The sequence below is a fragment of the Spirillospora sp. NPDC048823 genome (assembly GCF_043198445.1).
GTDB lineage: Bacteria > Actinomycetota > Actinomycetes > Streptosporangiales > Streptosporangiaceae > Spirillospora.
Genome location: NZ_JBICUT010000010.1, coordinates 260,178 through 281,666, shown reverse-complemented (window position 1 = coordinate 281,666; position 21,489 = coordinate 260,178). Strand labels below are relative to the sequence as shown.

General features: G+C 70.4%; 21 protein-coding genes and 2 pseudogenes. 15 read left to right on the top strand and 8 right to left on the bottom strand.

Annotated features, from left to right (window positions below):
* The first annotated feature begins 135 nt into the window (after positions 1–135).
* On the top strand, positions 136–1,581 hold the full coding sequence (locus tag ACGFK0_RS23875) for an amidohydrolase family protein (protein WP_392908219.1): 1,446 nt from the start codon (positions 136–138) through the stop codon (positions 1,579–1,581).
* A 120-nt stretch (positions 1,582–1,701) separates the two neighbouring features.
* On the opposite strand, the gene ACGFK0_RS23870 is transcribed toward ACGFK0_RS23875, so the two are convergent.
* On the bottom strand, positions 1,702–2,538 hold the full coding sequence (locus ACGFK0_RS23870) for an undecaprenyl-diphosphate phosphatase (protein WP_392908217.1): 837 nt from the start codon (positions 2,536–2,538) through the stop codon (positions 1,702–1,704).
* Between the two features lie 258 nt (positions 2,539–2,796).
* Complete coding sequence (locus tag ACGFK0_RS23865; RefSeq protein WP_392908215.1) at positions 2,797–3,912, bottom strand: 5-methyltetrahydropteroyltriglutamate--homocysteine S-methyltransferase; 1,116 nt, start codon at positions 3,910–3,912, stop codon at positions 2,797–2,799.
* 359 nt (positions 3,913–4,271) lie between these two features.
* Between ACGFK0_RS23865 and ACGFK0_RS23860 the strand changes: the two genes are divergently transcribed.
* The 5 genes and pseudogenes from ACGFK0_RS23860 (at position 4,272) to ACGFK0_RS23840 (ending at position 5,819) form a co-directional block, all read left to right on the top strand.
* Positions 4,272–4,550, top strand: coding sequence for a hypothetical protein (locus ACGFK0_RS23860; protein ID WP_392908213.1), 279 nt, complete (start codon positions 4,272–4,274; stop codon positions 4,548–4,550).
* 87 nt (positions 4,551–4,637) lie between these two features.
* Positions 4,638–5,043, top strand: a pseudogene (locus ACGFK0_RS23855) (roadblock/LC7 domain-containing protein).
* The gene (locus tag ACGFK0_RS23850) at positions 5,040–5,228 is read left to right on the top strand and encodes a hypothetical protein (RefSeq protein ID WP_392908210.1); all 189 of its coding nucleotides are present in this window, start codon (positions 5,040–5,042) and stop codon (positions 5,226–5,228) included. The pseudogene ACGFK0_RS23855 and the gene ACGFK0_RS23850 overlap by 4 nt, the downstream one beginning before the upstream one ends.
* Before the next feature lie 4 nt (positions 5,229–5,232).
* Positions 5,233–5,547 (top strand): annotated as a pseudogene (locus tag ACGFK0_RS23845) (ATP/GTP-binding protein); the annotation flags it as partial.
* Positions 5,548–5,558: 11 nt separating this feature from the next.
* On the top strand, positions 5,559–5,819 hold the full coding sequence (locus tag ACGFK0_RS23840; protein WP_392908208.1) for a hypothetical protein: 261 nt from the start codon (positions 5,559–5,561) through the stop codon (positions 5,817–5,819).
* 243 nt (positions 5,820–6,062) lie between these two features.
* Here ACGFK0_RS23840 and ACGFK0_RS23835 read toward each other — a convergent pair whose 3' ends face one another.
* Complete coding sequence (locus ACGFK0_RS23835) at positions 6,063–6,455, bottom strand: nuclear transport factor 2 family protein (RefSeq protein WP_392908206.1); 393 nt, start codon at positions 6,453–6,455, stop codon at positions 6,063–6,065.
* Between the two features lie 173 nt (positions 6,456–6,628).
* Between ACGFK0_RS23835 and ACGFK0_RS23830 the strand changes: the two genes are divergently transcribed.
* Entirely contained in the window at positions 6,629–7,474 is an 846-nt protein-coding gene (locus tag ACGFK0_RS23830; protein WP_392908204.1) for an LLM class F420-dependent oxidoreductase, read from the top strand.
* Positions 7,475–7,487: 13 nt separating this feature from the next.
* On the opposite strand, the gene ACGFK0_RS23825 is transcribed toward ACGFK0_RS23830, so the two are convergent.
* From ACGFK0_RS23825 to ACGFK0_RS23810, 4 genes are all read right to left on the bottom strand, one after another.
* On the bottom strand, positions 7,488–8,489 hold the full coding sequence (locus ACGFK0_RS23825) for a S1C family serine protease (RefSeq protein ID WP_392908202.1): 1,002 nt from the start codon (positions 8,487–8,489) through the stop codon (positions 7,488–7,490).
* An 86-nt stretch (positions 8,490–8,575) separates the two neighbouring features.
* On the bottom strand, positions 8,576–9,511 hold the full coding sequence (locus tag ACGFK0_RS23820; protein WP_392908199.1) for a sigma-70 family RNA polymerase sigma factor: 936 nt from the start codon (positions 9,509–9,511) through the stop codon (positions 8,576–8,578).
* 13 nt (positions 9,512–9,524) lie between these two features.
* Positions 9,525–9,962 carry an ATP-binding cassette domain-containing protein gene (locus ACGFK0_RS23815; protein WP_392908196.1) on the bottom strand — a complete coding sequence of 146 codons (438 nt, stop codon included), beginning with the start codon at positions 9,960–9,962 and terminating at the stop codon, positions 9,525–9,527.
* The gene (locus ACGFK0_RS23810; protein WP_392908194.1) at positions 9,959–10,522 is read right to left on the bottom strand and encodes a hypothetical protein; all 564 of its coding nucleotides are present in this window, start codon (positions 10,520–10,522) and stop codon (positions 9,959–9,961) included. Before ACGFK0_RS23810 ends, ACGFK0_RS23815 begins: the two co-directional genes overlap by 4 nt.
* Positions 10,523–10,953: 431 nt before the next feature.
* Here ACGFK0_RS23810 and efeO point away from each other — a divergent pair, with 431 nt between their 5' ends.
* The 3 genes from efeO to efeU are packed head-to-tail and all read left to right on the top strand — an operon-like array spanning position 10,954 to position 14,214.
* Positions 10,954–12,096 carry an iron uptake system protein EfeO gene (gene efeO, locus ACGFK0_RS23805; RefSeq protein ID WP_392908192.1) on the top strand — a complete coding sequence of 381 codons (1,143 nt, stop codon included), beginning with the start codon at positions 10,954–10,956 and terminating at the stop codon, positions 12,094–12,096.
* Between the two features lie 10 nt (positions 12,097–12,106).
* On the top strand, positions 12,107–13,360 hold the full coding sequence (gene efeB / locus ACGFK0_RS23800; RefSeq protein ID WP_392908190.1) for an iron uptake transporter deferrochelatase/peroxidase subunit: 1,254 nt from the start codon (positions 12,107–12,109) through the stop codon (positions 13,358–13,360).
* Complete coding sequence (efeU, locus tag ACGFK0_RS23795) at positions 13,360–14,214, top strand: iron uptake transporter permease EfeU (protein ID WP_392908188.1); 855 nt, start codon at positions 13,360–13,362, stop codon at positions 14,212–14,214. Before efeB ends, efeU begins: the two co-directional genes overlap by 1 nt.
* A 66-nt stretch (positions 14,215–14,280) precedes the next feature.
* On the opposite strand, the gene ACGFK0_RS23790 is transcribed toward efeU, so the two are convergent.
* A complete protein-coding gene (locus tag ACGFK0_RS23790; RefSeq protein WP_392908186.1) occupies positions 14,281–15,264 on the bottom strand; it encodes a phosphoglycerate dehydrogenase in 984 nt (327 codons plus the stop codon).
* Positions 15,265–15,349: 85 nt separating this feature from the next.
* On the opposite strand from ACGFK0_RS23790, the gene ACGFK0_RS23785 reads away from it, so the two are divergent.
* The 5 genes from ACGFK0_RS23785 to ACGFK0_RS23765 all read left to right on the top strand — a co-directional run bounded on the left by ACGFK0_RS23785 (position 15,350) and on the right by ACGFK0_RS23765 (position 21,481).
* Positions 15,350–16,084, top strand: a complete 735-nt coding sequence (locus ACGFK0_RS23785; protein WP_392908184.1) for a GntR family transcriptional regulator — start codon at positions 15,350–15,352, stop codon at positions 16,082–16,084.
* Positions 16,081–17,202: a tartrate dehydrogenase gene (locus ACGFK0_RS23780; protein WP_392908182.1), complete on the top strand. Its 1,122-nt coding sequence runs from the start codon at positions 16,081–16,083 to the stop codon at positions 17,200–17,202. The genes ACGFK0_RS23785 and ACGFK0_RS23780 overlap by 4 nt, the downstream gene beginning before the upstream one ends.
* Positions 17,203–17,441: 239 nt before the next feature.
* The gene (locus ACGFK0_RS23775; RefSeq protein WP_392908180.1) at positions 17,442–18,554 is read left to right on the top strand and encodes an ABC transporter substrate-binding protein; all 1,113 of its coding nucleotides are present in this window, start codon (positions 17,442–17,444) and stop codon (positions 18,552–18,554) included.
* Positions 18,555–18,654: 100 nt separating this feature from the next.
* Entirely contained in the window at positions 18,655–20,394 is a 1,740-nt protein-coding gene (locus ACGFK0_RS23770; protein WP_392908177.1) for an ABC transporter permease, read from the top strand.
* Positions 20,387–21,481 (top strand): ABC transporter ATP-binding protein, encoded by a 1,095-nt coding sequence (locus ACGFK0_RS23765; RefSeq protein WP_392908175.1) that lies wholly within the window; start codon positions 20,387–20,389, stop codon positions 21,479–21,481. Before ACGFK0_RS23770 ends, ACGFK0_RS23765 begins: the two co-directional genes overlap by 8 nt.
* Positions 21,482–21,489: the final 8 nt, after the last annotated feature.

The following is a 21,489-nucleotide window of genomic DNA, read 5'->3' as shown; positions in this document are numbered from 1 at the left end:
ATATCGGACCTGGTCAAGTGGTTGACACTTTGACTACCGATGGGAAGAGTGGCCACATGCAGGTCTGACCGTAGAGCGGACATGAGTCCGTGCCTGCTCGGCGGTAGAGCGTCCCGAGGACGAGGAGTGCAAGCGATGCCGAACACGACGAGCGAGTTCGAGCCGGGCCGCCCCGTGGTGCTGCGCGGCGGCACGGTCCTGCCGATGACCGACGGGCGCGAGGTCCTCCACCGTGCCGACGTCCTCATCACCGGAGACAAGATCACCGCGGTGGGTCCGGACCTCCGGGTACCGGAGGGGACCGCCGAGATCGACGCGACCGACGGCATCGTCATGCCCGGGATGATCGACACCCACCGGCACATGTGGCAGACCGCCATGCGCGGCTACGGCGCGGACTGGACGCTGACGCAGTACTTCGTCTGGTACTACCTGGAGCACGGAAAGCGGTTCCGCCCCGACGACGTCCACGCGGGCAACGTGCTCGCCGCGCTGGAGGCCGTCGACGCCGGCGTCACCACCGTCGTCGACTGGTCCCACGGCCTGCAGACCCTCGACCACGCCGACGCCGCGGTGGACGCGCTGCGCTCGGTCCCCGGACGCTTCGTCCTCGCCTACGGTAACATCCAGGCGCCGCCCGCCGAATGGACCGGGACGCCGGAGTTCCGCGACTTCGCCGGCAGGCTCATCGGCGGCGACCTGCTCGGCTTCCAGATCGCGTTCGACGTGACCGGCGACCCGTCCTTCCCGGAGAAGCCCGCCTTCGAGGTCGCCCGCGACCTGGGCGTCCCCGTCACCACCCACGCCGGCGTGTGGGGCGCGACCAGCGACGACGGCATCAAGCTCATGCACGACCACGGGTTCATGACGCCCGAGACGGTGTACGTGCACGCCGCGTCCCTATCCGCCGACTCCTACCACCGCATCGCCGCCACCGGCGGATCCATCTCGGTCTCCACCGAGAGCGAGCAGAGCGCCGGGCAGGGCTACCCGCCCACCTGGGTCCTGCGCGCCCACGACATCCCGGTGTCGCTGTCGATGGACACGAGCGTCTGGTGGAGCGGCGACCTGTTCTCCGCCATGCGGACCACGCTCGGCGCCGACCGCTGCCGCATGCACCTGGAGGCGCACAACAAGGGCGAGACCGTCACGCACTGCAACCTGCGCGCCGACCAGGTCGTCGAGTGGGCCACGCGCGGCGGCGCCCGGACGATCGGCCGCGACGACCTCGGCAGCCTCGAACCCGGCAAGAAGGCCGACGTCGTCCTGATCAAGAACGACCACTCGCCGGTTTCGTTCCCCGTCCTCAACCCCTACGGGCACGTCGCGTTCCAGGCGCAGCGCGGCGACGTCCACACCGTGGTCGTGGACGGGCGCGTCGTCAAGCACGAGCACCGCCTGGTGGACGCCGACCTCGCCGCAGCGCGCCGCGAGGTCGAGTCGACGGTCGAGTACCTGCGCTCGTCGATGGGGGACGAGGAATGGGCGGCCGGCATGAACCCGGACGTCCCCGAGACGAAGGTCCTCGACAACCCCTACACCTACACCGACTACCGCAGCGCTTCGACCCACACCCGCTGACCCGGTTCTCCAGATCCGCGGGTCTGCGTCACCGGCTCCGTGCCCTCGGAGGGGAGGTCACGGGGCCGGTGGCATGCCGGGCGAGACCCGTCCCGGCCCTCACCGCCACGGCCACGGAGCTCAGGCGTTCAGCGTCCCCGCGCCGAGGAGACCGAACAGGAGCAGCCCGATGACGATCCGGTAGATCACGAACGACGTGAAGCTGTGGCCGGCGACGAACTTGAGAAGCCAGGCGATGGACGCGTAGGCGACGATGAACGACACGGCGGTTCCGACGATCAGCGGGAGGGCGCCCGCACCCGACGTCAGCGCGGTGGGCAGCTCGTAGATCCCGGCGCCGGTCAGCGCCGGGATACCCATGAAGAACGACAGCCTCGTCGCGGCGACGCGGTCCAGGCCCAGCAGGAGGCCGGTGGAGATGGTCGCCCCCGAGCGGGAGAAGCCGGGGAACAGCATCGCGAGGATCTGCGAGCCGCCGATCAGCATCGCGTCGGTGAGAGACGTGTCGTCCTCACCGCGCTTGTGCCTGCCGTACCGGTCGGCGAGCCACATCACGACGCTGCCGCCGATCAGCGACCCCGCGACCACCCACAGCGAGGCGAGCGGGCCGTGGATGAGGTCGTCGGCGGCGACACCGACGGCGACGACGGGGATCGTGGCGTAGATGACCCACCAGCCGAACTTGTAGTCGTGGTGGTACCGCTCGTCCTTGTCGACGACGCCGCGTCCCCAGGCCTTGACGATGCGGACGATGTCGGAGAAGAAGTACACCAGCACCGCCGCGATCGCCCCGGTCTGGATGACGGCGGTGAACCCGATCACCGCGCGGTCCTCCACCGGGATGCCCATCAGGCCCTCGGTGATCTTCAGATGGCCGGTCGAGGACACCGGGAGGAACTCGGTCAGGCCCTCCACGATGCCGAGAACGATGGCCTGCCCGACGTTGATCCCGCTCAATGACCCGGTTCCTCTCCTGACCTGCACCCGTCCGCGGCGAGCCTACTGCGCGTCCGCGATCACGTTCGGTCATGGAGAGGAGAACTTCACCCGCCGTTAACCGGATGGCCGGCGTGCGGTGGTCCGTCCGCAACGGGAAACGCCGGCCGGCGCGTCGTGCCGGCCGGCGTGTCGGCCCGGGAGTGGCCCGCGGGGGAAGGTCGACCGGGGGAGTGGCCGACCGGAATGGCCTATCCGGAATGGTCCACCGGAGTGTGCTCAGCCCCAGACGTCCTCGGCGGTCTCGGCGATGAGGCGGAGCTTCGCCGCCTGCTGCTCGGCGGTCAGCACGTTGCCCTCGACCGTGGAGGAGAACCCGCACTGCGGCGACAGGCAGAGCTGCTCCAGCGGGACGTGCCGCGCCGCCTCGTCGATGCGGCGCTTCAGGTCGTCCTTGGACTCCAGTTCGCCGCGCTTGGTCGTGACCAGGCCCAGCACGACCATCTTGCCCGGGGGGACGAACCGGAGCGGCTCGAACCCGCCCGACCGCTCATCGTCGAACTCCAGGAAGAACCCGTCCACGTTCAGCTCGCCGAACAGGGCCTCGGCCACGAAGTCGTAGCCGCCCTCGGCCGTCCAGGACGACCGGAAGTTGCCCCGGCACATGTGGGTGGTGACGTTCATGCTCTCGGGCCGCCCGGCCAGCGCCGCGTTGATCTGCCGGATGTAGCGCAGGTGCAGGTGCTCGGCGTCGTCCCCGCGCTCGGAGATCATGGCCCGCTGCGCCGGGTCGTTGAGGTAGGCGAGGCTGGTGTCGTCGAGCTGCAGGTACCGGCAGCCCAGGTCGCCCAGCCGGCGCACCTGCTCGGCGTAGGCGGCGGCCAGGTCGTCCCAGAACTCCTCGATGTCCGGGTAGACCTTCGGGTCGATCGACGCCGGTCCGCCCCGGTAGTGGACCATGTTCGGCGACGGGATGGTCAGCTTCGGCGTCACCCCGTCCCCGGCGACGCTCTGCAGGTACGAGAAGTGGTCCGCGAAGATCGTGTGCTCCAGCCGGACCTTGTCGTGCACGCTCAGCGCCGCCGTGGTGAACTCGATGTCCCCGGCGTCGCTGTGGAACTGGACCTTGATCTTCTCGTCCGCCGGGCTGATCCCGCCGAGCTGGTAGATGAAGTCCATGTGCCACGAGGTGCGGCGGAACTCCCCGTCGGTGGCCGACCGCAGCCCGGCCTCGCCCTGCATCCGCACCACGTCGCGGATGGCGGCGTCCTCGATCTCGGCGAGCCGGGCGGCGTCGATGCGGCCCTGCGCATGATCCTCCCGCGCCGCCAGAAGCTCGGCCGGACGCAGGAGACTGCCGACATGGTCGGCCCGAAACGGTGGCTTGGTTCGCACGGACAAGGCTTGCTCCTCTTGCGGGCGGGACTTGGACGATGCCAATCTAGGCACTGTCGCGACGGCAATCAATAAGCTGCCTAAGATGCGGCGCGACCTCCCACGACCCCGTCCGCGCCGGGCGCCGGGCACGGGAACCGGTGGATCGCGCCGGCTCGCCCGCAAGCACGATCTGCGGGTCAGCTTCCGGCCGTCCTCGCGCGGCGGCATCGGCGTGATCGTGCTGATCCCCGCCAAGCTCGTGATCTACTCCCCGCAGCCCGACCCCGGGCACGCCCCCGACGGACGGGGCCACACGCGGCCCGGCCGTCGCCGTCCCCGCCGCGCGCCGCCCGGTGGCGCCACGGCAGGCGGCGGCGGTGGCCCCGCCGGACGACGCGGAGTCCGACGATCTCGTCCTGCCCAAACGCAACCGCGGCGCCGCCCTCGCGAACGCGCCCGCCGGGCCGCCCGCGGCTCGGGACCGCCTCCCCCGTGACACCGGGAGCCGGTTCGCCGCGTTCCGCCGGTCCGCGGCAGGGCATCCCCCCGTGTCCGCGCCCGGACCGGAGGACACCGGGACGGAGCGGACCGCGACCCGGGAGACCGCGACCCGGGAGACCGCGACCGGGGAGACCGGGCCCGGCGACACCGGCTGACAGTGCACGGACCCCGCGGGATCGACAACCAGCAGGAATCACAGATGGGAGGAGGGGCGTCCGGGCCACCGGCCGCCCCGGAAACCGATGAGCACCGATCAGCGTGATCTCGATTGGCTACTCGCGGGCCTCGTGGACCGCGCCGGGTGTCCGGCACGTTCTGGTGCTGTCCAGGGACGGCCTCAAGATCTGCTACACCGCCGGGCTCGACGAGGACAGGGCCGACCAGCTCGCCGCCGTCGCGTCCGGCATCCACTCGCTGAGCGCCTCCGGCGAGTTCGGCGACGCCCTGGGCACGGGCCAGTCGATGGTGGAGTTCCCCGGCGGCGTGCTGCTCATCGTGCCGGCGGGCGAGGGCGCCCACCTCGCCGTCGTCGCCGACGACATCGCCGACGTCGGCCTGGTGGGGCACTCCATGAACGAGCTGGTCGAGCAGATCGGCGGCTATCTCACGGCCGCACCCCGCAGATCCGAGCACGACGTCAGCGCATGAACTCCCGCCCTCTCGGCCGGGAGGACCCCGACCGGCTCTACACCGTGACCGGGGGCGGCCGCAGCGAGGCCGCCGACGACACGCTCGACCTGGTGGCGCTGATCGTCGCCGAGGACGAGCCGGTGTCCGGCATGCAGTCCGAGCACGCCGCGAACCGGACGCCGGTGCGCAGACCGGCGGGCTGATCGCTTCGGCCGCATCTCCCTCGACGAGCAGAAGGTGCTCTACCTGTTCGGGGCGCCGGGCCAGGAACGGTTCTGGTTCCTGTGGGACCAGTTGTTCTCCGGAAGCCTGGGCGCCATCGTCCTGGTGGACACGCGCCGGCTGGAGGACTGCTTCTACAGCCTCGACCGCCTGGAGGCGCACGCGATGCCGTTCGTCGTGGCGGTCAACCGGTTCGGCGACGGCCGGCGGCCGGCGCTCGACCGGGTCCGGGACGCGCTGTCCCTCGACGAGGGCGTCCCGCTGATCGACTGCGACGCCCGCGTCCGGGACTCGACCAGGCGCTCACCCAGGTGCTCTGGGAGGACACGCCGACGCAGAACTTCATCGGCCGCTGGGCCGTGCACGCCTGCCGGCTCGGCGGCCGCGACATCCGCTCCGGCGACCTGCTGGTCATGGGGCTCGCTGCGGCCAACACCGACCCGCAGGTCCGGCCGGCGGACCGCGGCGACATCGGCAACCGCGCCCACCTGTCGTTCGGGCACGGCGAGCACGGCTGTCAATTGACGGATGATCAAACTCGAAAAAGTCCATGCATCCCCTCGTGCCAGTGAAGCGGAGCCTTCTCCCGCAGGACCTCGTAGCCGCTGAAGGGGTCGGACGCGAAATCGTCCGACAAGATTTCGGGCAGCTCCGTACTCGTGGTCATGACACTCCCTGGAAAGCGATTCGGTGACTTCCGCCGAACCTGGGAATGAGCGGAGGGAAGGTCCAGGTACCCGCGGTTTCGGACATGTCAACTGACCGAACCGAAACATAAATCAACGCCGTAAATGCCAGGGAATGGCCGATCGCGGTCAGCCCGCCGCCAGTTCGCGCTCGACCTGCTCGAATTCCACGGCCATGGCGTCGGCCAGTGCCCGGGCCGCCGACAGCGGCCGGACCATGACCGTCAGGTCCTCGATCAGGCCGTCGTCGTTCGTCCTCAGGAAGTCGCAGCCGCTGATCGTCAGGTCGCCGACCCTGGCCTCGAAGAGCAGCGCGTGGTCGCGGCCGTCCACGTCGTTGATCTCCCGGACATAGCGGACGTCGGTGAAGACCCGCAGGACGGCGCGCAGGATCGCCGCCGTGACGGGCTTGCCTGAGTACGGCTTGAAGACGACCGGGCTGGTGAAGACGACGTCGTCGGACAGCAGGGCCTCGATCGCGTCGTGCTCGCCGGCCTCGGCGGCGGCTCGGAACGGATGCATGCGCTCACCTTGATAGTCATATTGTTGACTAGCCAGTAACCAGAATACTGGCGGGCCGCGACGCCGGGGACCACTAGCCGCGAAGAGTGCGTTCGTTCTCCCCCGGGTGAGCGTTCACCGTCCGCGGGGAGGGTCCTGGTCTGCCCCCTAGAACACGTTCTAGTATCGGGGGCATGCGCCATGGCATCGTGCTCTTCACCAGTGACAGGGGCATCACGCCCGCCGCCGCCGCGAAGGCCGCAGAAGAGAACGGGTTCCACACGTTCTACGTGCCTGAGCACACCCACATCCCGGTCAAGCGCGATGCCGCGCATCCCGGTACGGGTGACGAATCCCTCCCGGATGACCGCTACATGCGCACGCTGGACCCCTGGGTGTCGCTGGCGTCCGCGGCCACCGTCACGTCCTCCATCCGGCTCGCGACGGCCGTGGCGCTCCCCGTGGAGTCGGACCCGATCACCCTCGCCAAGGCCATCGCCACGCTCGACCACCTGTCGGGCGGCCGCGTCACGATCGGTGCGGGGTTCGGCTGGAACACCGACGAACTCGCCGACCACCACGTCCCGGCCGGCAAGCGCCGCACGGTGCTGCGCGAGTACGTGGAGGCGATGCGGGCGCTGTGGACGGAGGAGCAGGCGTCCTACGCCGGTGAGTTCGTGTCCTTCGGCCCGTCCTGGGCCTGGCCCAAGCCGGCCCAGCCGCACATCCCGCTGCTGATCGGCGCCGGCGGGGGCCCGAAGACGTTCGCGTGGATCGCCGCCAACGCCGACGGCTGGATGACCACCCCCATCGAGCAGGACATCCTGCCCAAGGCCACCGCCCTCCGGTCCGCCTGGGAGGACGCGGGCCGCGCCGGACGGCCGGAGATCTCCGTCCTGGCCGCCGCGCGCCCGTCGGCCGAGGACATGGCGGCCTGGGAGCGGGCGGGCGTCACCGAGATCATCTGGGGCCTCCCGGACAAGCCCGAGGAGGAGGTCGTCGCCTTCCTCGGACGCCACGCCGGCCGCCTCGGCCTCTGACCCGGCGGACGGGTCAGCGCAGGAGCCGCCGGGCCCCCTCCCGCGCCCGATCCGCGGGGATCGCGAAACCGATGCCGATCGAGCCGCCGCCCCCGCCGCGCATCAGCGTCGCGATCGCCGTGTTCACGCCGATGACCTCGCCGCGCGCGTTGACGAGCGGCCCGCCCGAGTTGCCGGGGTTGATGGACGCGTCGGTCTGCACGGCGGTGCCCGCGCCGCGGCCCTCGCCCAGCCGCACCTGGCGGTTCAGCGCGCTGACGATGCCGCCGGTGACGGTGCCCTGCAGGCCCAGCGGGGAGCCGAGCGCGATGACCGGGTCGCCGACCCGCACGTCCGAGAAGCGGCCGAACGCCAGCGGCTCCGGACCCCGCCCGGCGGGGATCGCGATCACGGCCAGGTCGAGGGCGCTGTCGGAGCCCACCACGCGCGCCGCGACCCGGCGCCGGTCGGCCAGCACCACGGTGACGCGGCCGCCGTCCTCGACGACGTGCGCGTTGGTCAGCACGTGTCCCTGCCGGTCGATCACGAACCCGGACCCGGTGCCGCTCGCGTTCCCCGCCTCCACCTCGATCGACACCACGCTCGCCTGCACCCGCGCCGCCACGTCGCTGAGGTCGCCGGACCCGGCGTTCACCGGCCCGGCGGTGGACTGCGCCGGGCCCGTGAGCGGGCCGCCGGCGGTCACCCGCCCGGCGACGGCCCCGGCCAGGCCGCCGGCCAGCAGCGCCGCGAGCACCGCGGCGACGACCGCCCGGCCGGAACCGCCCCTGCGGTCGCGGCGCGGCTCGTCGTAGCCGGGCGGCACCCAGGGGTCGGCCGGCGCCGGCCGCCTGAACGGATCGTCATGCGGCCACGTACGAGGGGGCGGAGGCGACAGGAAGTCGGTCCCGTGCGCATCGCCCAGGCCGTACCGGACGTCGTCGCCCAGGCCGTACCGGACGTCGTCGCGGAGACCGTACTGGGCAGTGTCCCGCCCCATGCCGTACCGGGAATCCGCCTGCGGTGGATAGCTCATGAGGCTCCTCACGCTCTTCTCTCCCCAGTGAGTACTCCGCTGCCCTGCGTTTCGTTCAGGAAGGGAGCCGGGGAAGGCGTGCGAAGTCAGCTGACCCAGGTGAGCAGCGGCTCACCGTGGCGCGGGTCGCGCAACTGCGCCAAAGCCTGCTTCTCGAGCTGGCGGACCCGTTCGCGGGTGAGACCGATGCGGTCGGCGATGTCCTGGAGGGTGTGCGGGCGGCCGTCGCCGAGGCCGTACCGCAGGGTGAGGATCATCGCCTCCCGGGGCGGCAGCCGGTCGACCATCGACCTCACCTCCACGGCCAGCTGCTGGAACTCCACCAGGTCCGGCGCCGCGATGGCGCTGGTGTCGGCGATCAGGTCGCCGACCCTGGTGTCCTCGTCCTCGCCGACCACCGTGTCCAGGCTGATGGCGTCGCGGCCCACCCGACGCAGCGCGACGATCTTCTCGACGGACTCTCCGGCCTCGGCCGCGACCCGCTCGTCGGTCGGCTCCGTGCCCGCCAGCTCCAGCCCGCGTTCGATCCGGGCGAGCTTGGACAGATCCTCGACGACGTGCGCGGGCAGCCGCACGATACGGGCCTTCTCGGCGAGGCCGCGTCCGATGGCCTGCCGGATCCACCACATCGCATAGGTGGAGAACTTGTAGCCCCTGGCGTAGTCGAACTTCTCGACCGCGTGGATCAGCCCGATATTGCCCTCCTGGACGAGGTCGAGGAACGACAGCCCGCGATGGGGGAACTTGCGTGCGGCCGCCACGACCAGCCGCAGATTCGCCCGGATCATGTGATCCTTGGCCAGCGTCCCGTCCCGGGCGATCGCCTCCAGATCCGCACGCCCGGCTCGTGTCTCCTCGCCGTCCAGCAGGTGACGGGCGTACACCCCCGCCTCGATCCGCCGGGCCATCTCGACCTCCTCGTCGGCGGTCAGCAGCGGCGTCCGGCCGATCTGGTTGAGGTACTGGCCCACCAGGTCGGCCTCGTTCTCCGGCCCCCGGGGCTCGGAACGGTGCCTCTTCATGATCTCAGCCGCCTCATGGCCTCCCCCTACGGCCGATGCGTCCGGCAGGATCAACCCCATACCCAATGGGACCGGTGACAATCCCGGCCGCGGCGTCACGGCCGCCTCGGAAGCCGTCCGTTCGCCTGCCGGGACGCCGGTGGAGCTCACAGGTCGCGGCGGCGCAGGAGGAGGCCCGCGGCGAGCGACCCCGCCGCGCCGCCGGGCAGCCACGCCTGGAGGGCGTCCACCCGGTCCAGCAGCGGCGCGGCCAGCCCCCAAGGACGCTGAGCGAGCCCGCGGTGGGGCGGACGAGCCCGAGCAGCATGCGCAGCGTCGTGGTCTTCCCGGCGCCGTTCGGGCCGAGGAACCCGTAGACCTCGCCGGTCCGCACGTGCAGGTCCAGGCCGTCCACGGCGACGAGGGAGCCGTACCGCCTGGTCAGCCCGCTGGTGGTCAGCGCCGTCGTCATCGGGGTCCGCCTCCCTTGCGGGCGACCCGGATCCGGCCCCACGGCTTGGCCACGGCGAGCACGGTCGCGAGCGTCAGCGTCGTCAGCGACACCGCCGGCGGGAAGAACAGGCCCGAGACGTCCAGTGGCTCGGGCACGCCGGTGCCGAGGCTGCGGCCGTACTCGCCGACCTCGTCCATCCCCGGTCGCAGCACCACCAGGATGAGGACGCACAGAGTGAGGTTGAGGGCGAGCTTGACGGCGACCCACCAGTAGCGCAGCAGCCCCCAGCGTGTGCCGAGCCCCAGGACGATCCCGGTGACCAGGCAGACCAGCCCCGAGGTCAGCATCGGCCAGACGACGAAGGTCGCCAGCGCCTCGTACGCCAGGCCGCGTACCGCGTCGGTCGTCCCGAACCGTCCCGTGAGGACCAGGACCGCCACCATGACGTCGATCCCGATCCAGGCGCCGGCGGAGACGATATGGACGATGAGCGTCGCCTTGCGCCACTTCTTGCCGAGCCGGAACAGGCCCTCCTGCCGCCGGGTCGCGGACGACGATCTGGTCGGTGCGGTGGTCATGATTCCCCCTGAGGTGAGAGGACGGTCATGGTCCGGGATCCGCACGAGCCCGGTCCGTTCACACGAAGACGATCCCGCTTCGCCGCCCGGATGCCGTCCGTTGCGCGTCGACACTTCGGGTACGCCACGTGGTGCACGCCGCCGCCCGCCCATACGGTGCGCGACGTAACGCCGGCCAGGTGGACAAGGGTGGCGGCGGTATCGGCCGGATGGCCGCCGCGCCACCGGGGCCGGGAGTACGCCCCCGGGCGTATGCCCGAGTACCTCCGGCAGCGGACGCCGCAGCCGGGAGGAACCCCGACCGTGTGGTCATGGAGCCGGAACGCCGGGTTCGGCGGGGGTACCTAGATGACTTAGGCAAAGCTAAGCTAAATTAGGCCTGCCTAATTTCTCGGCGAGGTGTTCCTCGCCCGACCGTCCTGGAGCCGAGCATGAAAGCCGTCCGTCATCTCCGAAGCTGCGCGGCCGCGGTGGCCGCTCTCGTGGCGCTCGTGAGCGTCCCCGGCTGTGCGGAGAAGGACGGCGGCGGATCGGACGCGATCCAGGTCACCGCCGGCGATACCGAGTGCGAGGTGTCGCGCACGGAGTTCCCTGCCGGGAACGTCCGGCTGCACGTGGAGAACAAGGGCTCCAAGGTCACCGAGGTCTACATCTACGCGCCCGGCGACCGGATCGTCACCGAGCGGGAGAACATCGGGCCGGGCACCACGGCCGACATCACCGCCGAGGTCAAGGCCGGGTCGTACGAGATCGCCTGCAAGCCCGGCATGAAGGGCGACGGCATCCGCCAGAAGGTGACGGCCACCGGCCAGGGCTCGGTCAAGCCGCAGGACCCGCGCCTGGACCACGCCGTCGCCGAGTACCGCAAGTACGCGCAGGCGCAGGCCGACGAGACCCTCCCCAAGGCGGAGAAGTTCGCCGCCGCCGTCAAGGCGGGCGACATCGAGGGCGCCAAGAAGACCTACGCGCTGTCCCGCATCGGCTGGGAGCGTACCGAGCCGGTCGCGGAGTCGTTCGGCGACATCGACCCCAAGGTCGACGTCCGCGAGGACGGCCTCGAACAGGGCCAGAAGTGGACCGGCTGGCACCGCCTGGAGAAGGCGCTGTGGCAGGACGGCGAGATCGGTGACGAGGAGAAGAATCTCGCCGACCAGCTCGTCACCGACCTGCGGGACTGGCAGAAGCGCGTCGGCACCGCCGAGATCACCGCCACCGGCATGGGCAACGGCGCCAAGGAGCTGCTGGACGAGGTCGCCACCGGCAAGGTCACCGGCGAGGAAGAGCGCTACAGCCACACCGACCTGGTCGACTTCCACGCCAACGTGGAGGGCGCCAAGAAGGCCTACGACCTGCTCAAGCCGGTGGTGACCGAAAAGGACCCGGCGCTCGCCAAGGAGCTGGACGAGCAGTTCGCGGCGCTGTTCGGGCTGCTCGACAAGTACCGCGATGAGGACCGTCCCGCCGGCTTCGTCGCCTACGACACCGTCGGCGACGACGACCGCAAGAAGCTGTCGGACGGGGTCAACGCCCTGGCCGAGCCGCTGTCGAAGCTGGCCGCCGCCGTCGCGAAGTGAGGGAGGCCCGATGAGCCCCGAGGACAAGGGCGAGTCGAAGACGTTCTCGCGCCGGGCCCTGCTCGGCTGGGGCGGGGCCGGCCTGGCCATCGGCGTGACCGCCTCCGGCGGTGCCGCCGCGGCCGCGATCGGCATCACCGGCGACGCTCCGGCCGGGGAGGCCGTCCCGTTCCACGGCTCGCACCAGGCGGGGATCGCCACACCCGTCCAGGACCGGATGCACTTCGCCGCGTTCGACGTCACCACCGACGACCGCGACGAGCTGATCGCCCTGCTCAGGAAGTGGACGCGGGCCGCGGAGCAGATGACGGCCGGGCGGGCGGCCGGCGACGGCGCGGTCGGCGGGCCGCCCGAGGCCCCGCCCGACGACACCGGCGAGGCGCTGGGGCTCAAACCGTCCCGGCTGACCCTCACCGTCGGCTTCGGGCCCACCCTGTTCACCAAGGACGGCAAGGACCGGTTCGGGATCGCCTCCCGCCGCCCGCCCGCGCTGATCGACCTGCCGGCGTTCGCCGGCGACAACCTCGACCCGGCGCGCAGCGGCGGCGACCTGTGCGTCCAGGCGTGCGCCGACGATCCGCAGGTCGCCGTGCACGCCGTGCGCAACCTGGCGCGCATCGGCTTCGGCGAGGTGACGGTGCGCTGGTCGCAGCTCGGGTTCGGCAAGACCTCGTCGACCACCCCCGAAGCGCAGACCCCGCGCAACCTGCTGGGCTTCAAGGACGGCACGCGCAACGTCTCCGGAACCGACACCGCCGCGCTGAACGACCACGTGTGGGTGTCGCCGGAGGACGGCCCGTCCTGGATGGCCGGGGGCTCCTACCTGGTCGCGCGCCGGATCGCGATGCGCATCGAGACCTGGGACCGCACCTCCCTCAGGGAGCAGGAGGACATCTTCGGCCGCACCAAGGGCGAGGGCGCGCCGATCGGCGGGAAGCGCGAACACGACGAGCCGAACCTGAACGCGATGCTGCCCGACGCGCACGTGCGGCTGGCGCACCCCGACGCCAACAACGGGGCGCGGCTCCTGCGCCGCGGCTACTCCTACACCGACGGCACCGACGGTCTGGGACGCCTCGACGCCGGGCTGTTCTTCCTGGCCTACCAGCGCGACATCCGCCGCGGGTTCCTGCCGGTGCAGACCAGGCTCGCGCGGATCGACGCCCTCAACGAGTACATCCAGCATGTCGGCTCGGCGGTCTTCGCGGTCCCGCCCGGGGTCCGGGACGCGGCCGGCTGGTGGGGCAAGGAGCTGTTCTCCTGATGTTCGCCAACTACCTGATCGGACTGCGGGAGGGCCTGGAGGCCAGCCTCATCGTGTGCATCCTGGTCGCGTACCTGGTCAAGACCGGGCGGCGGGACGCGCTGCGTCCCATCTGGGCGGGCGTGGCCATCGCGGTCGGCATCAGCCTCGCCTTCGGCGCGATCCTGCAGTACGGGACGACGACGCTGACGTTCGAGGCGCAGGAACTCCTCGGCGGCACCCTGTCGATCATCGCGGTGGGTCTGGTGACCTGGATGGTGTTCTGGATGCGGCGCACCGCCCGGCACCTGAAGGCCGAACTGCACGGCAAGCTGGACCAGGCGCTGGTGATGGGCACCGCCGCGCTGGTGATGACGGCGTTCCTGGCGGTGGGCCGGGAAGGGCTGGAGACCGCGCTGTTCATCTGGTCGGCGGTGCAGGCCACCGGCGACGGCGTGCGCCCTCTGGCCGGCGCGACCCTCGGGCTGGCCACGGCGGTGCTGCTGGGCTGGCTGTTCTACCGCGGCGCCCTGAAGATCAACCTGGCCCGGTTCTTCACGTGGACGGGCGCGATGCTGGTGGTCGTGGCCGCCGGGGTGCTCGCCTACGGGTTCCACGACCTCCAGGAGGCGCGTTTCCTGCCGGGCCTCGGCACCAAGGCGTTCGACGTCAGCGACGCGATCCCGCCGGGCAGCTGGTACGGCACGCTGCTCAAGGGCACGATCAACTTCCAGCCCGACCCCACGGTGCTGCAGGTGGTCGCGTGGACGCTGTACGTCGTCCCCGTCCTGACCCTGTTCCTGCTCCCGAGCAGGAAGAAACCCGCCCCCGCGCGGCCGGCGCCCGCCGCCGACGCGACCCCGACGAAGCCGTGAGGGACGCCTGAACCGGGCCGACGGAGTGGCGGATGACGCACCGGCGGACGACGTGCCGGTTCGCGATCACCGGCGCGATGCCGGGGACAGCAGGTGCGCGTTGAGCGAGGATCGGGGGCGTCCCCGCAGGGCGGCCACCAGTTCACGGACGCCGTCGAGCCCGGCGGCCCGACGGGCGTCGGCGGTCTGCCCCGCCAGGTGGGAGTAGACCGTGATGCCCGGGACGTCGCGCAGCGGGCTGCCGTCCGGCAGCGGCTCGGTGCCGGTGACGTCGAGGGCGGCGCCGGCGATCCGGCCGGTGCGCACCGCGGCGGCCAGTGCCGGCTCGTCGACGATGGCGCCGCGCGCGGTGTTGATCAGATGCGCCGTCGGTTTCATCCGCGCGAGCGCGGACGCGTCGATCAGGTGCCGGGTGGCCGGAGTGAGCGCCGTGTGCAGGGAGACGAAGTCGGCGCCGGCCAGCAGTTCGGGAAGAGCCACGAACTGTACGGAGGCGTCACGCCGCTCGCTCGCCGGCACACCGGTCGTGCAGAGAACCGACAGTCCGAAGGCCCGGGCGAGAGGCACCACGGCCCGGGCCGCCGCACCGTATCCCACGACCCCGAGCGTCTTGCCGCGCAGCTCATGACCGTCCTCGCGCGGCCAGCGGCCGGCCGCGACTCCGGCGGCGACGGGCACCAGCCGGCGGGCCTGGGCCAGCAGCAGGGCCATCGTGTACTCGGCCACGGCGTTGGCGTTGACCCCCGGCAGATTGCTGACCGAGACACCCGCGCGGGTCGCCGCCGCGACGTCGACGGAGTCGTGGCCGACGCCGGTGCGCACCACCGCGCGCAGGGCCGGAGCCTGCGCGAACACGTCGGCGGTCATCGGCTCATTGGCGATCAGCGCGCCCACGGCGCCGTCCAGGATCGCGATGAGCTCGTCGATGTCCCGGGTTCCCCGCAGCGGCCGGTGCCGGGTCGTGAATCCGGCGTCGTGGAGGTGGCCGTCGACCTCGTCGCCGGGGAGCAGGTAGTCGGTGGTGATGAGGACGATGGGCGACGTGCTCACAGAGGGGCCCCTCCCGTTTTTGCCATAGCAAAGATAGCAACATACACCATCCTCCCTTGCCATTGCCTCTGTTATCATGCAACCCATGATGGCCAAGTCGACGACGGACCGGTCCGGTGCAAACGGCGAGACCCGAGCGGATCTCGCATATCAGAGCCTCAGGGAGGCGATCGGGTCCGGCACCCTGCAGCCCGGCCAGAAGGTGACCGAGCGGGGCCTGGCCGAACAGCTCGAGGTCAGCCCCACCCCCGTGCGCGAGGCGCTGCGCAGGCTTGAGCAGGACGGCCTCATCCAGCGCACGGGGCCCCGGACCGTCGTGGTCGCCGACATCGCCGAGCGCGCCATCGACGACCTCGCCGAGGTCGAGATCGGCCTGCGGGGCCTGGTGGCCCGGTTCGCGGCCCGGCACGCCACGCCCGAACAGCTCGACGCCCTCGACGCGATCCTCGACGACGCCGACGACCTCCTGATCGTCATCACCGCCCGGCACCGGAACGGCGAGGACACCGAACGGCACATCACCGCGCTCCTCGACCGGATGCGGGAGTTCAACGAGGCGGTGAACGCGTGTGCGGCCAACCCGGTGCTGATCCGGCTCCTCGAACAGTCCCGGGTCTTCTCCCAGCCCGAGCGCCGGGCCCTGCGCCTCGAGACGATCGCTGAGGACGACCGCTTCGGACTGGACCGCTACTCCATTCACCGCGCCCTGGTGCGCGCCCTCCGGGAGGGCGACTCGGCGACCGCGGAACGGCTCGTCATCGAGGACGCCCAGGGCGGCCTGGCGGCGCTGAGGGAACGCTCCCGCAGGAGGACGCGATGACGGCGCCCTCGTACCGGATCGCCGTCATCCCCGGCGACGGGATCGGCGCCGAGGTCGTCCCCGAAGGACTCCGGGCGCTGGAGGCGACCGCCGGATCGTTCGGTCTCGACCTGCGGTTCGACCACTTCGACTTCGCCTGCGCCGCCTACTGGCAGCGCCATGGGGCGATGCTGCCGCCCGACTGGCAGGAGATCCTCCGCTCCTACGACGCCCTCTTCTTCGGCGCCGTGGGCTGGCCGTCGATCGTCCCCGACCACATCTCGCTGTGGGGCAGTCTCCTTCAGTTCAGGCGCACGTTCGACCAGTACGTCAACCTGCGGCCGTGCCGGCTCATGCCGGGGGTCCGGAGCCCCCTCGCAGGCCGCGCGCCCGGCGACATCGACTTCCTCGTCGTCCGGGAGAACACCGAAGGCGAGTACTCCAGCGTCGGCGGCCGGATCTTCGAGGGCACCGAGCGTGAGACCGTCCTGCAGGAAACGGTGATGACCCGCGTGGGCGTCGACCGGGTGCTGCGGTACGCCTTCGAACTCGCCCGGCAGCGCCCGGCCGGGCACCTGACCTCGGCCACGAAGAGCAACGGCATCTCCATATCGATGCCCTACTGGGACGAACGCGTCGAGGAGATGGGGAAGCGGTTCCCAGGCGTCGCCCATGACAAGCGGCACATCGACGCGCTGGTGGCCGACTTCGTGCTGCACCCGGACCGGTTCGACGTCGTGGTGGCCAGCAACCTCTTCGGCGACATCCTCTCCGATCTGGGGCCGGCCTGCACCGGCACGATCGGGATCGCCCCGAGCGCGAACATCAACCCGGACCGGACCCATCCGAGCCTCTTCGAACCTGTCCACGGCTCCGCACCGGACATCGCCGGCCGCGGCATCGCCAACCCGATCGGGCAGATCTGGTGCGCCTCGATGATGCTCGACCACCTCGGGCACCCGGACGCCGGCGCCCATCTGCTGGGAGCGATCGAGGACGTCCTCAAGGCAGGCCCCGATGAGGCGCCACTGACTCCGGACCTCCAGGGCCGGGGCACCACCGTGGAACTGGGGCGGGCGATCGCCGAGCGGGTCGTGGAACGCGGGCGGTCCGCGCGCACCCCCGGCGCAGCGAACTGATCACGGCGCACACCCGGCGCCCCGCCACCGCATGCGGGTGGCCCGTCCGAGCATCGAACCCGTCCAGCGCGAGGGCCTCGCCATCGCGCCCGGACGGGTGTCCAACTATCCATAGCACAACATCATCTGCACTCTTTAGCTCTTTTGCTATTGCATCCACCGTGTGGTGTAGCCCATACTCCTGGAAGCAACCTGGCCTGCGCACCAGCGCAGCCTGACCCGCTGGTAAGGAGCACATGATGGGAGCCTTCACAGTACGTGCGGCCATGGTCGCGGTCGTCTGCGCCGCCGCCCTCGCAGGCTGCGGATCATCGGCGGACGTCGAGGGGGCCGGCGAGCCGACGGTGAAGTTCGACCCCGGAGAGGCCGCGCCCCCCACTCCCCTCAGCGACGAGATCATCAAGGCCGCGAAGGACGAAGGCGCCCTGCTGATCTACACCAACGGGGACGAGGAGAGCATGAAGCCGCTCGTCGACGGGTTCGAGACCGCGTTCCCCGGAATCAAGGTCAGCGTGATCAGCCTCGGCAGCGCGGAGGTCGTGCAGAGGTATCGCACCGAACGCGCGACCGGCACGCCGTCCGCGGGCGTCCTCATCTCCACCGACGGCGTCGCCATGCGGGCCCTCACGGAGGACGGCAAGATCCTCGACTACGAGGACCCCAACCTCGTGCACCTCCGCGACGATGCCGAGCTGGCCCCGGGAGTCGTCGCGTTGTCGATGGACCCCATGATCGCCATGTTCAACAAGGCCCTCCTGCCCGTCGAGAAGCAGCCCAAGAGCCTGGCGGAGTTCGCCGAGATGGCACCGTCCATGAAGGGGAAGATCGGGACGACCGATATCAGCAACCCCGTCCAGCTGGCGGCGACGTCCGGCTACATCGACGCCACCGGCGACAAAGGCTGGGAGACCCTCGGGAAGCTGGGCTCGAACGCCGGCGTCGAGTCCGGCAACGCCGCCGTGACGCAGAAACTCCTGAAGGGCGCCTACACGGCGGGCTTCTTCCTGTCCGGGACCCTGCGACCGCACATCACCGGCGACGTCGCGAAGGTTCTCAACTACACCTACTTCTCCGATGTCGCGATGGTGATCCCGCGTGGCATGGGAATCACGGCGGACGCCCCGGCGCCGAATGCGGCGAAGTTGTTCGTCAACTACGCCCTGTCGGTCAAGGGCCAGGAAGCCGGGTGCGCCGGCGGCTTCACGCCCTACCGCAGCGGTGTGAAGTGCGAGTACGCGCTTTCCGCGGTCCGCGCGGATGAGGAGAGCCTGAAGGTCGCCGGCTGGGCCTCGGACTTCTCCGGCAAGAAGAAGGCGACCGTGTCGCGCTGGAACGCGGCGTTCGGCCGATAGACCAGGCGAGAAGAGCGCCGGTGCCGGCGGCCGCACACACACCGACCACGTCTCGCGGTGCGCCGGCGGGTTGCCCGCCCGAAATCAGGAGTCAATGAGAATGTTGGAGAAGACCCGCGGCGAGCGGTATCTCGGGATACTTCGCACGCGGAGAAGGCAGAGACTGGGGGAGACGGCCAGTCACTACGTGTTGTGGGCTCTCCTGCTCATCGTGACGGTGGGGTCGCTCGTCCCGGTCGCCGTCGCCTCGCTGTGGTCGACTCCCCTGTACGAGTCCGGTGGCCACTTCACCCTCCAGAACTATCGTGACCTGCTGTCCGACTCTTCCTGGTGGACCGCGGTGGGCAACAGCCTGCTGTTCGCGTCGCTCACGACCGCCGGATCCCTGGTGATCGGCGTCTTCTTCGCGCTGCTGTTCACACGGACGAACCTGCCGGGCCGGCGGACCCTCGCCGGGATGTTCGTCCTTCCCGTCCTGCTTCCCGGAATCGTCCTGGTCCTCGGGTGGACCCTGATGTGGGCCCCGTCGGGCTTCGCCGCGTCATGGCTGGAAGAGAACACGTTCCTCGGGATGCCACTGGACCTCCACAGCGTGCCTGGAATGGCGCTCGTCGGCGTGAGCGTCGCCGCACCCGTCGTGTTCCTGTTGTCCCGGGGCACCCTTCTGTCGATCGATCCGTCGCTGGAGGACGCGGCGAGGAGTTCGGGCGCGTCGCCGGTCTTCGCCCTGGTATCGGTCAGCGTTCCGCTGCTGCGGCCGGCCGTCATCAATTCGGCGATCCTGATCTTCGCGCTGCTGATGGAGGTGCTCGGCCTGCCGCTCGTGCTGGGCTTCTCGAAGAACATCGACACGGTCTCCACGTACCTCTACAACAACTGGACGAACGAGGCGCCGCCGCGGACCGGACTCGTGTCGTCGGGGGCCATGATGCTTCTGCTCATGGTCACGGTGCTGCTGATCCTGCGGAACCGCGTGGTCGGCAACGTGAGCCGGTACCACACCGTGGGCGGAAAGCCCGCCGGTGACCGGGTGGTGCAGCTCGGGCCGGTCCGGTGGGCCCTGAGCGCCGTCGTCGCGCTGGTCCTGGTCGTCTTCGTGCTCGTCCCGCTGGCGGGCGTCGTTCTCGCCGCGTTCACCACCGTGCTGACCCCGTTCATCAGCCCGTGGAGCGTCCTGACGCTGGACAACTTCTCCTCGATCCTGGACAACCCGCTCTATACCAAGTCGATCGTCAACAGCCTGCTGATCGCCGGCGTGGGCGGCGCTCTGACGACCGCGGCGATCGCGATGCTCTCGGTCGTCGCCCATCGATCGCGGTTCCGGTTCCGGGGCTCCCTGCAGCAGAGCATGCTCTGGCCCCGGATGATCCCGGGCCTGATCACGGGCATGGCCTTCTTCTGGTCGTTCGTGATGCTCGATCCGTCGGGGGCCGTGCGCGGATCGCTCTGGGGAATGGGACTGGCGTTCGCGGTGCGGAACCTCGCGCTGGGCTACAGCGCCTTCTACCCGGCCCTCGCGAGCATCGGGGAGTCGCTCGACAACGCCGCCCGGACCTCCGGAGCCACCTGGTGGCAGGCGATGCGGACGGTCGTCCTCAGGTTGGTCACGCCGGCGATGGCCGCCTCGTTCATCCTCCTTTTCGTGGCCATGATGAACGACGCGGAACCCGCGGTCTTCCTCGTCACGGAGAACACGCCCGTCCTCGGGCTCACCATGCTGCAGCTCGCGGCAACGTCCATCGGCGGCTCGGTCGCCGCACTGGGAGTCATTCAAATGATCATCACCCTTGCCGTGCTCGGCATCGGCCGAGGCCTGTTCGGGGTGCGTCCGCGTGCCTGACCTGAACATCACGGGGCTGACGAAGAAGTTCGGCGACAACGTCGTGCTGCGCGACCTGTCGCTCACGGTGCGGGACGGCGAGGTGCTCGCCCTGCTCGGTCCCAGCGGATGCGGCAAGTCCACGACGCTGTGGTCGGTCGCGGGTCTGCACCGGCCCGACGGCGGGCGGATCGCCTTCGGCGACCGGGTCGTGTACGAGGACGACAAGATCGATGTGGCGCCGGAGCGCCGCAACTGCGGGGTGGTGTTCCAGTCCTACGCGATCTGGCCGCACATGTCGGTGTTCGACAACGTCGCGTATCCGCTGAAGCGCCGGAAGGTCAAGGGCGACAGGCGCCGGGCGCGAGTGCGGGAGGTGCTCGACCTGGTCGAACTCGGCGATCACGCCGACCGTTACCCCCACCAGCTCTCGGGTGGCCAGCAGCAGCGTGTGGCGCTCGCCCGGGCGCTCGCCCACCCGCCCGACATGCTTCTCCTGGACGAGCCGTTCTCCAACCTCGACGCCAAGCTGCGCGAGCGGTCACGTGAATGGCTCAAGGCGCTCCAGCAGCAGGTCGGCATCACCACCGTGTTCGTCACCCACGATCAGGACGAGGCGCTTTCCATCAGTGACCGGGTCGCGGTGATGGACAAGGGCGTCATCCGGCAGACCGGGACTCCGACCGAGGTGTACCAGAACCCCGCCGACCTGTTCGTCGCCGACTTCGTCGGGACGGCCAACGTCCTGCCGGCAGAGATAGTCGAGGTGGACGGAGCCCGAGCCGTCGTGAGGCTGCCCGGAGCCCCCGGAGTCCTCTCGGTCCCGCACGACGGTTCCGACGTCGGAAAGGCTTTCCTTTCCATTCGCCCCGAGGCGATCCAGATCGTTCGGGATGTCTCCAAGGGAACCCCGGAAAGCGCCATCGCGGCAAAGGTCGAGTCCGTGTCCTATCTGGGCGACCACTACCGGTACGTCGTCCTCATCGGAGACGAGCGGGTCGTGGTGACGACGACACGCCCGGCCGACGACTCCGAACTGACCATTCGGTTGCCGTCCGAAGATCTTCGGCTCTTCTACCCCGTATCCACCATCGACCGAGTTCTGTAGGGGAGACG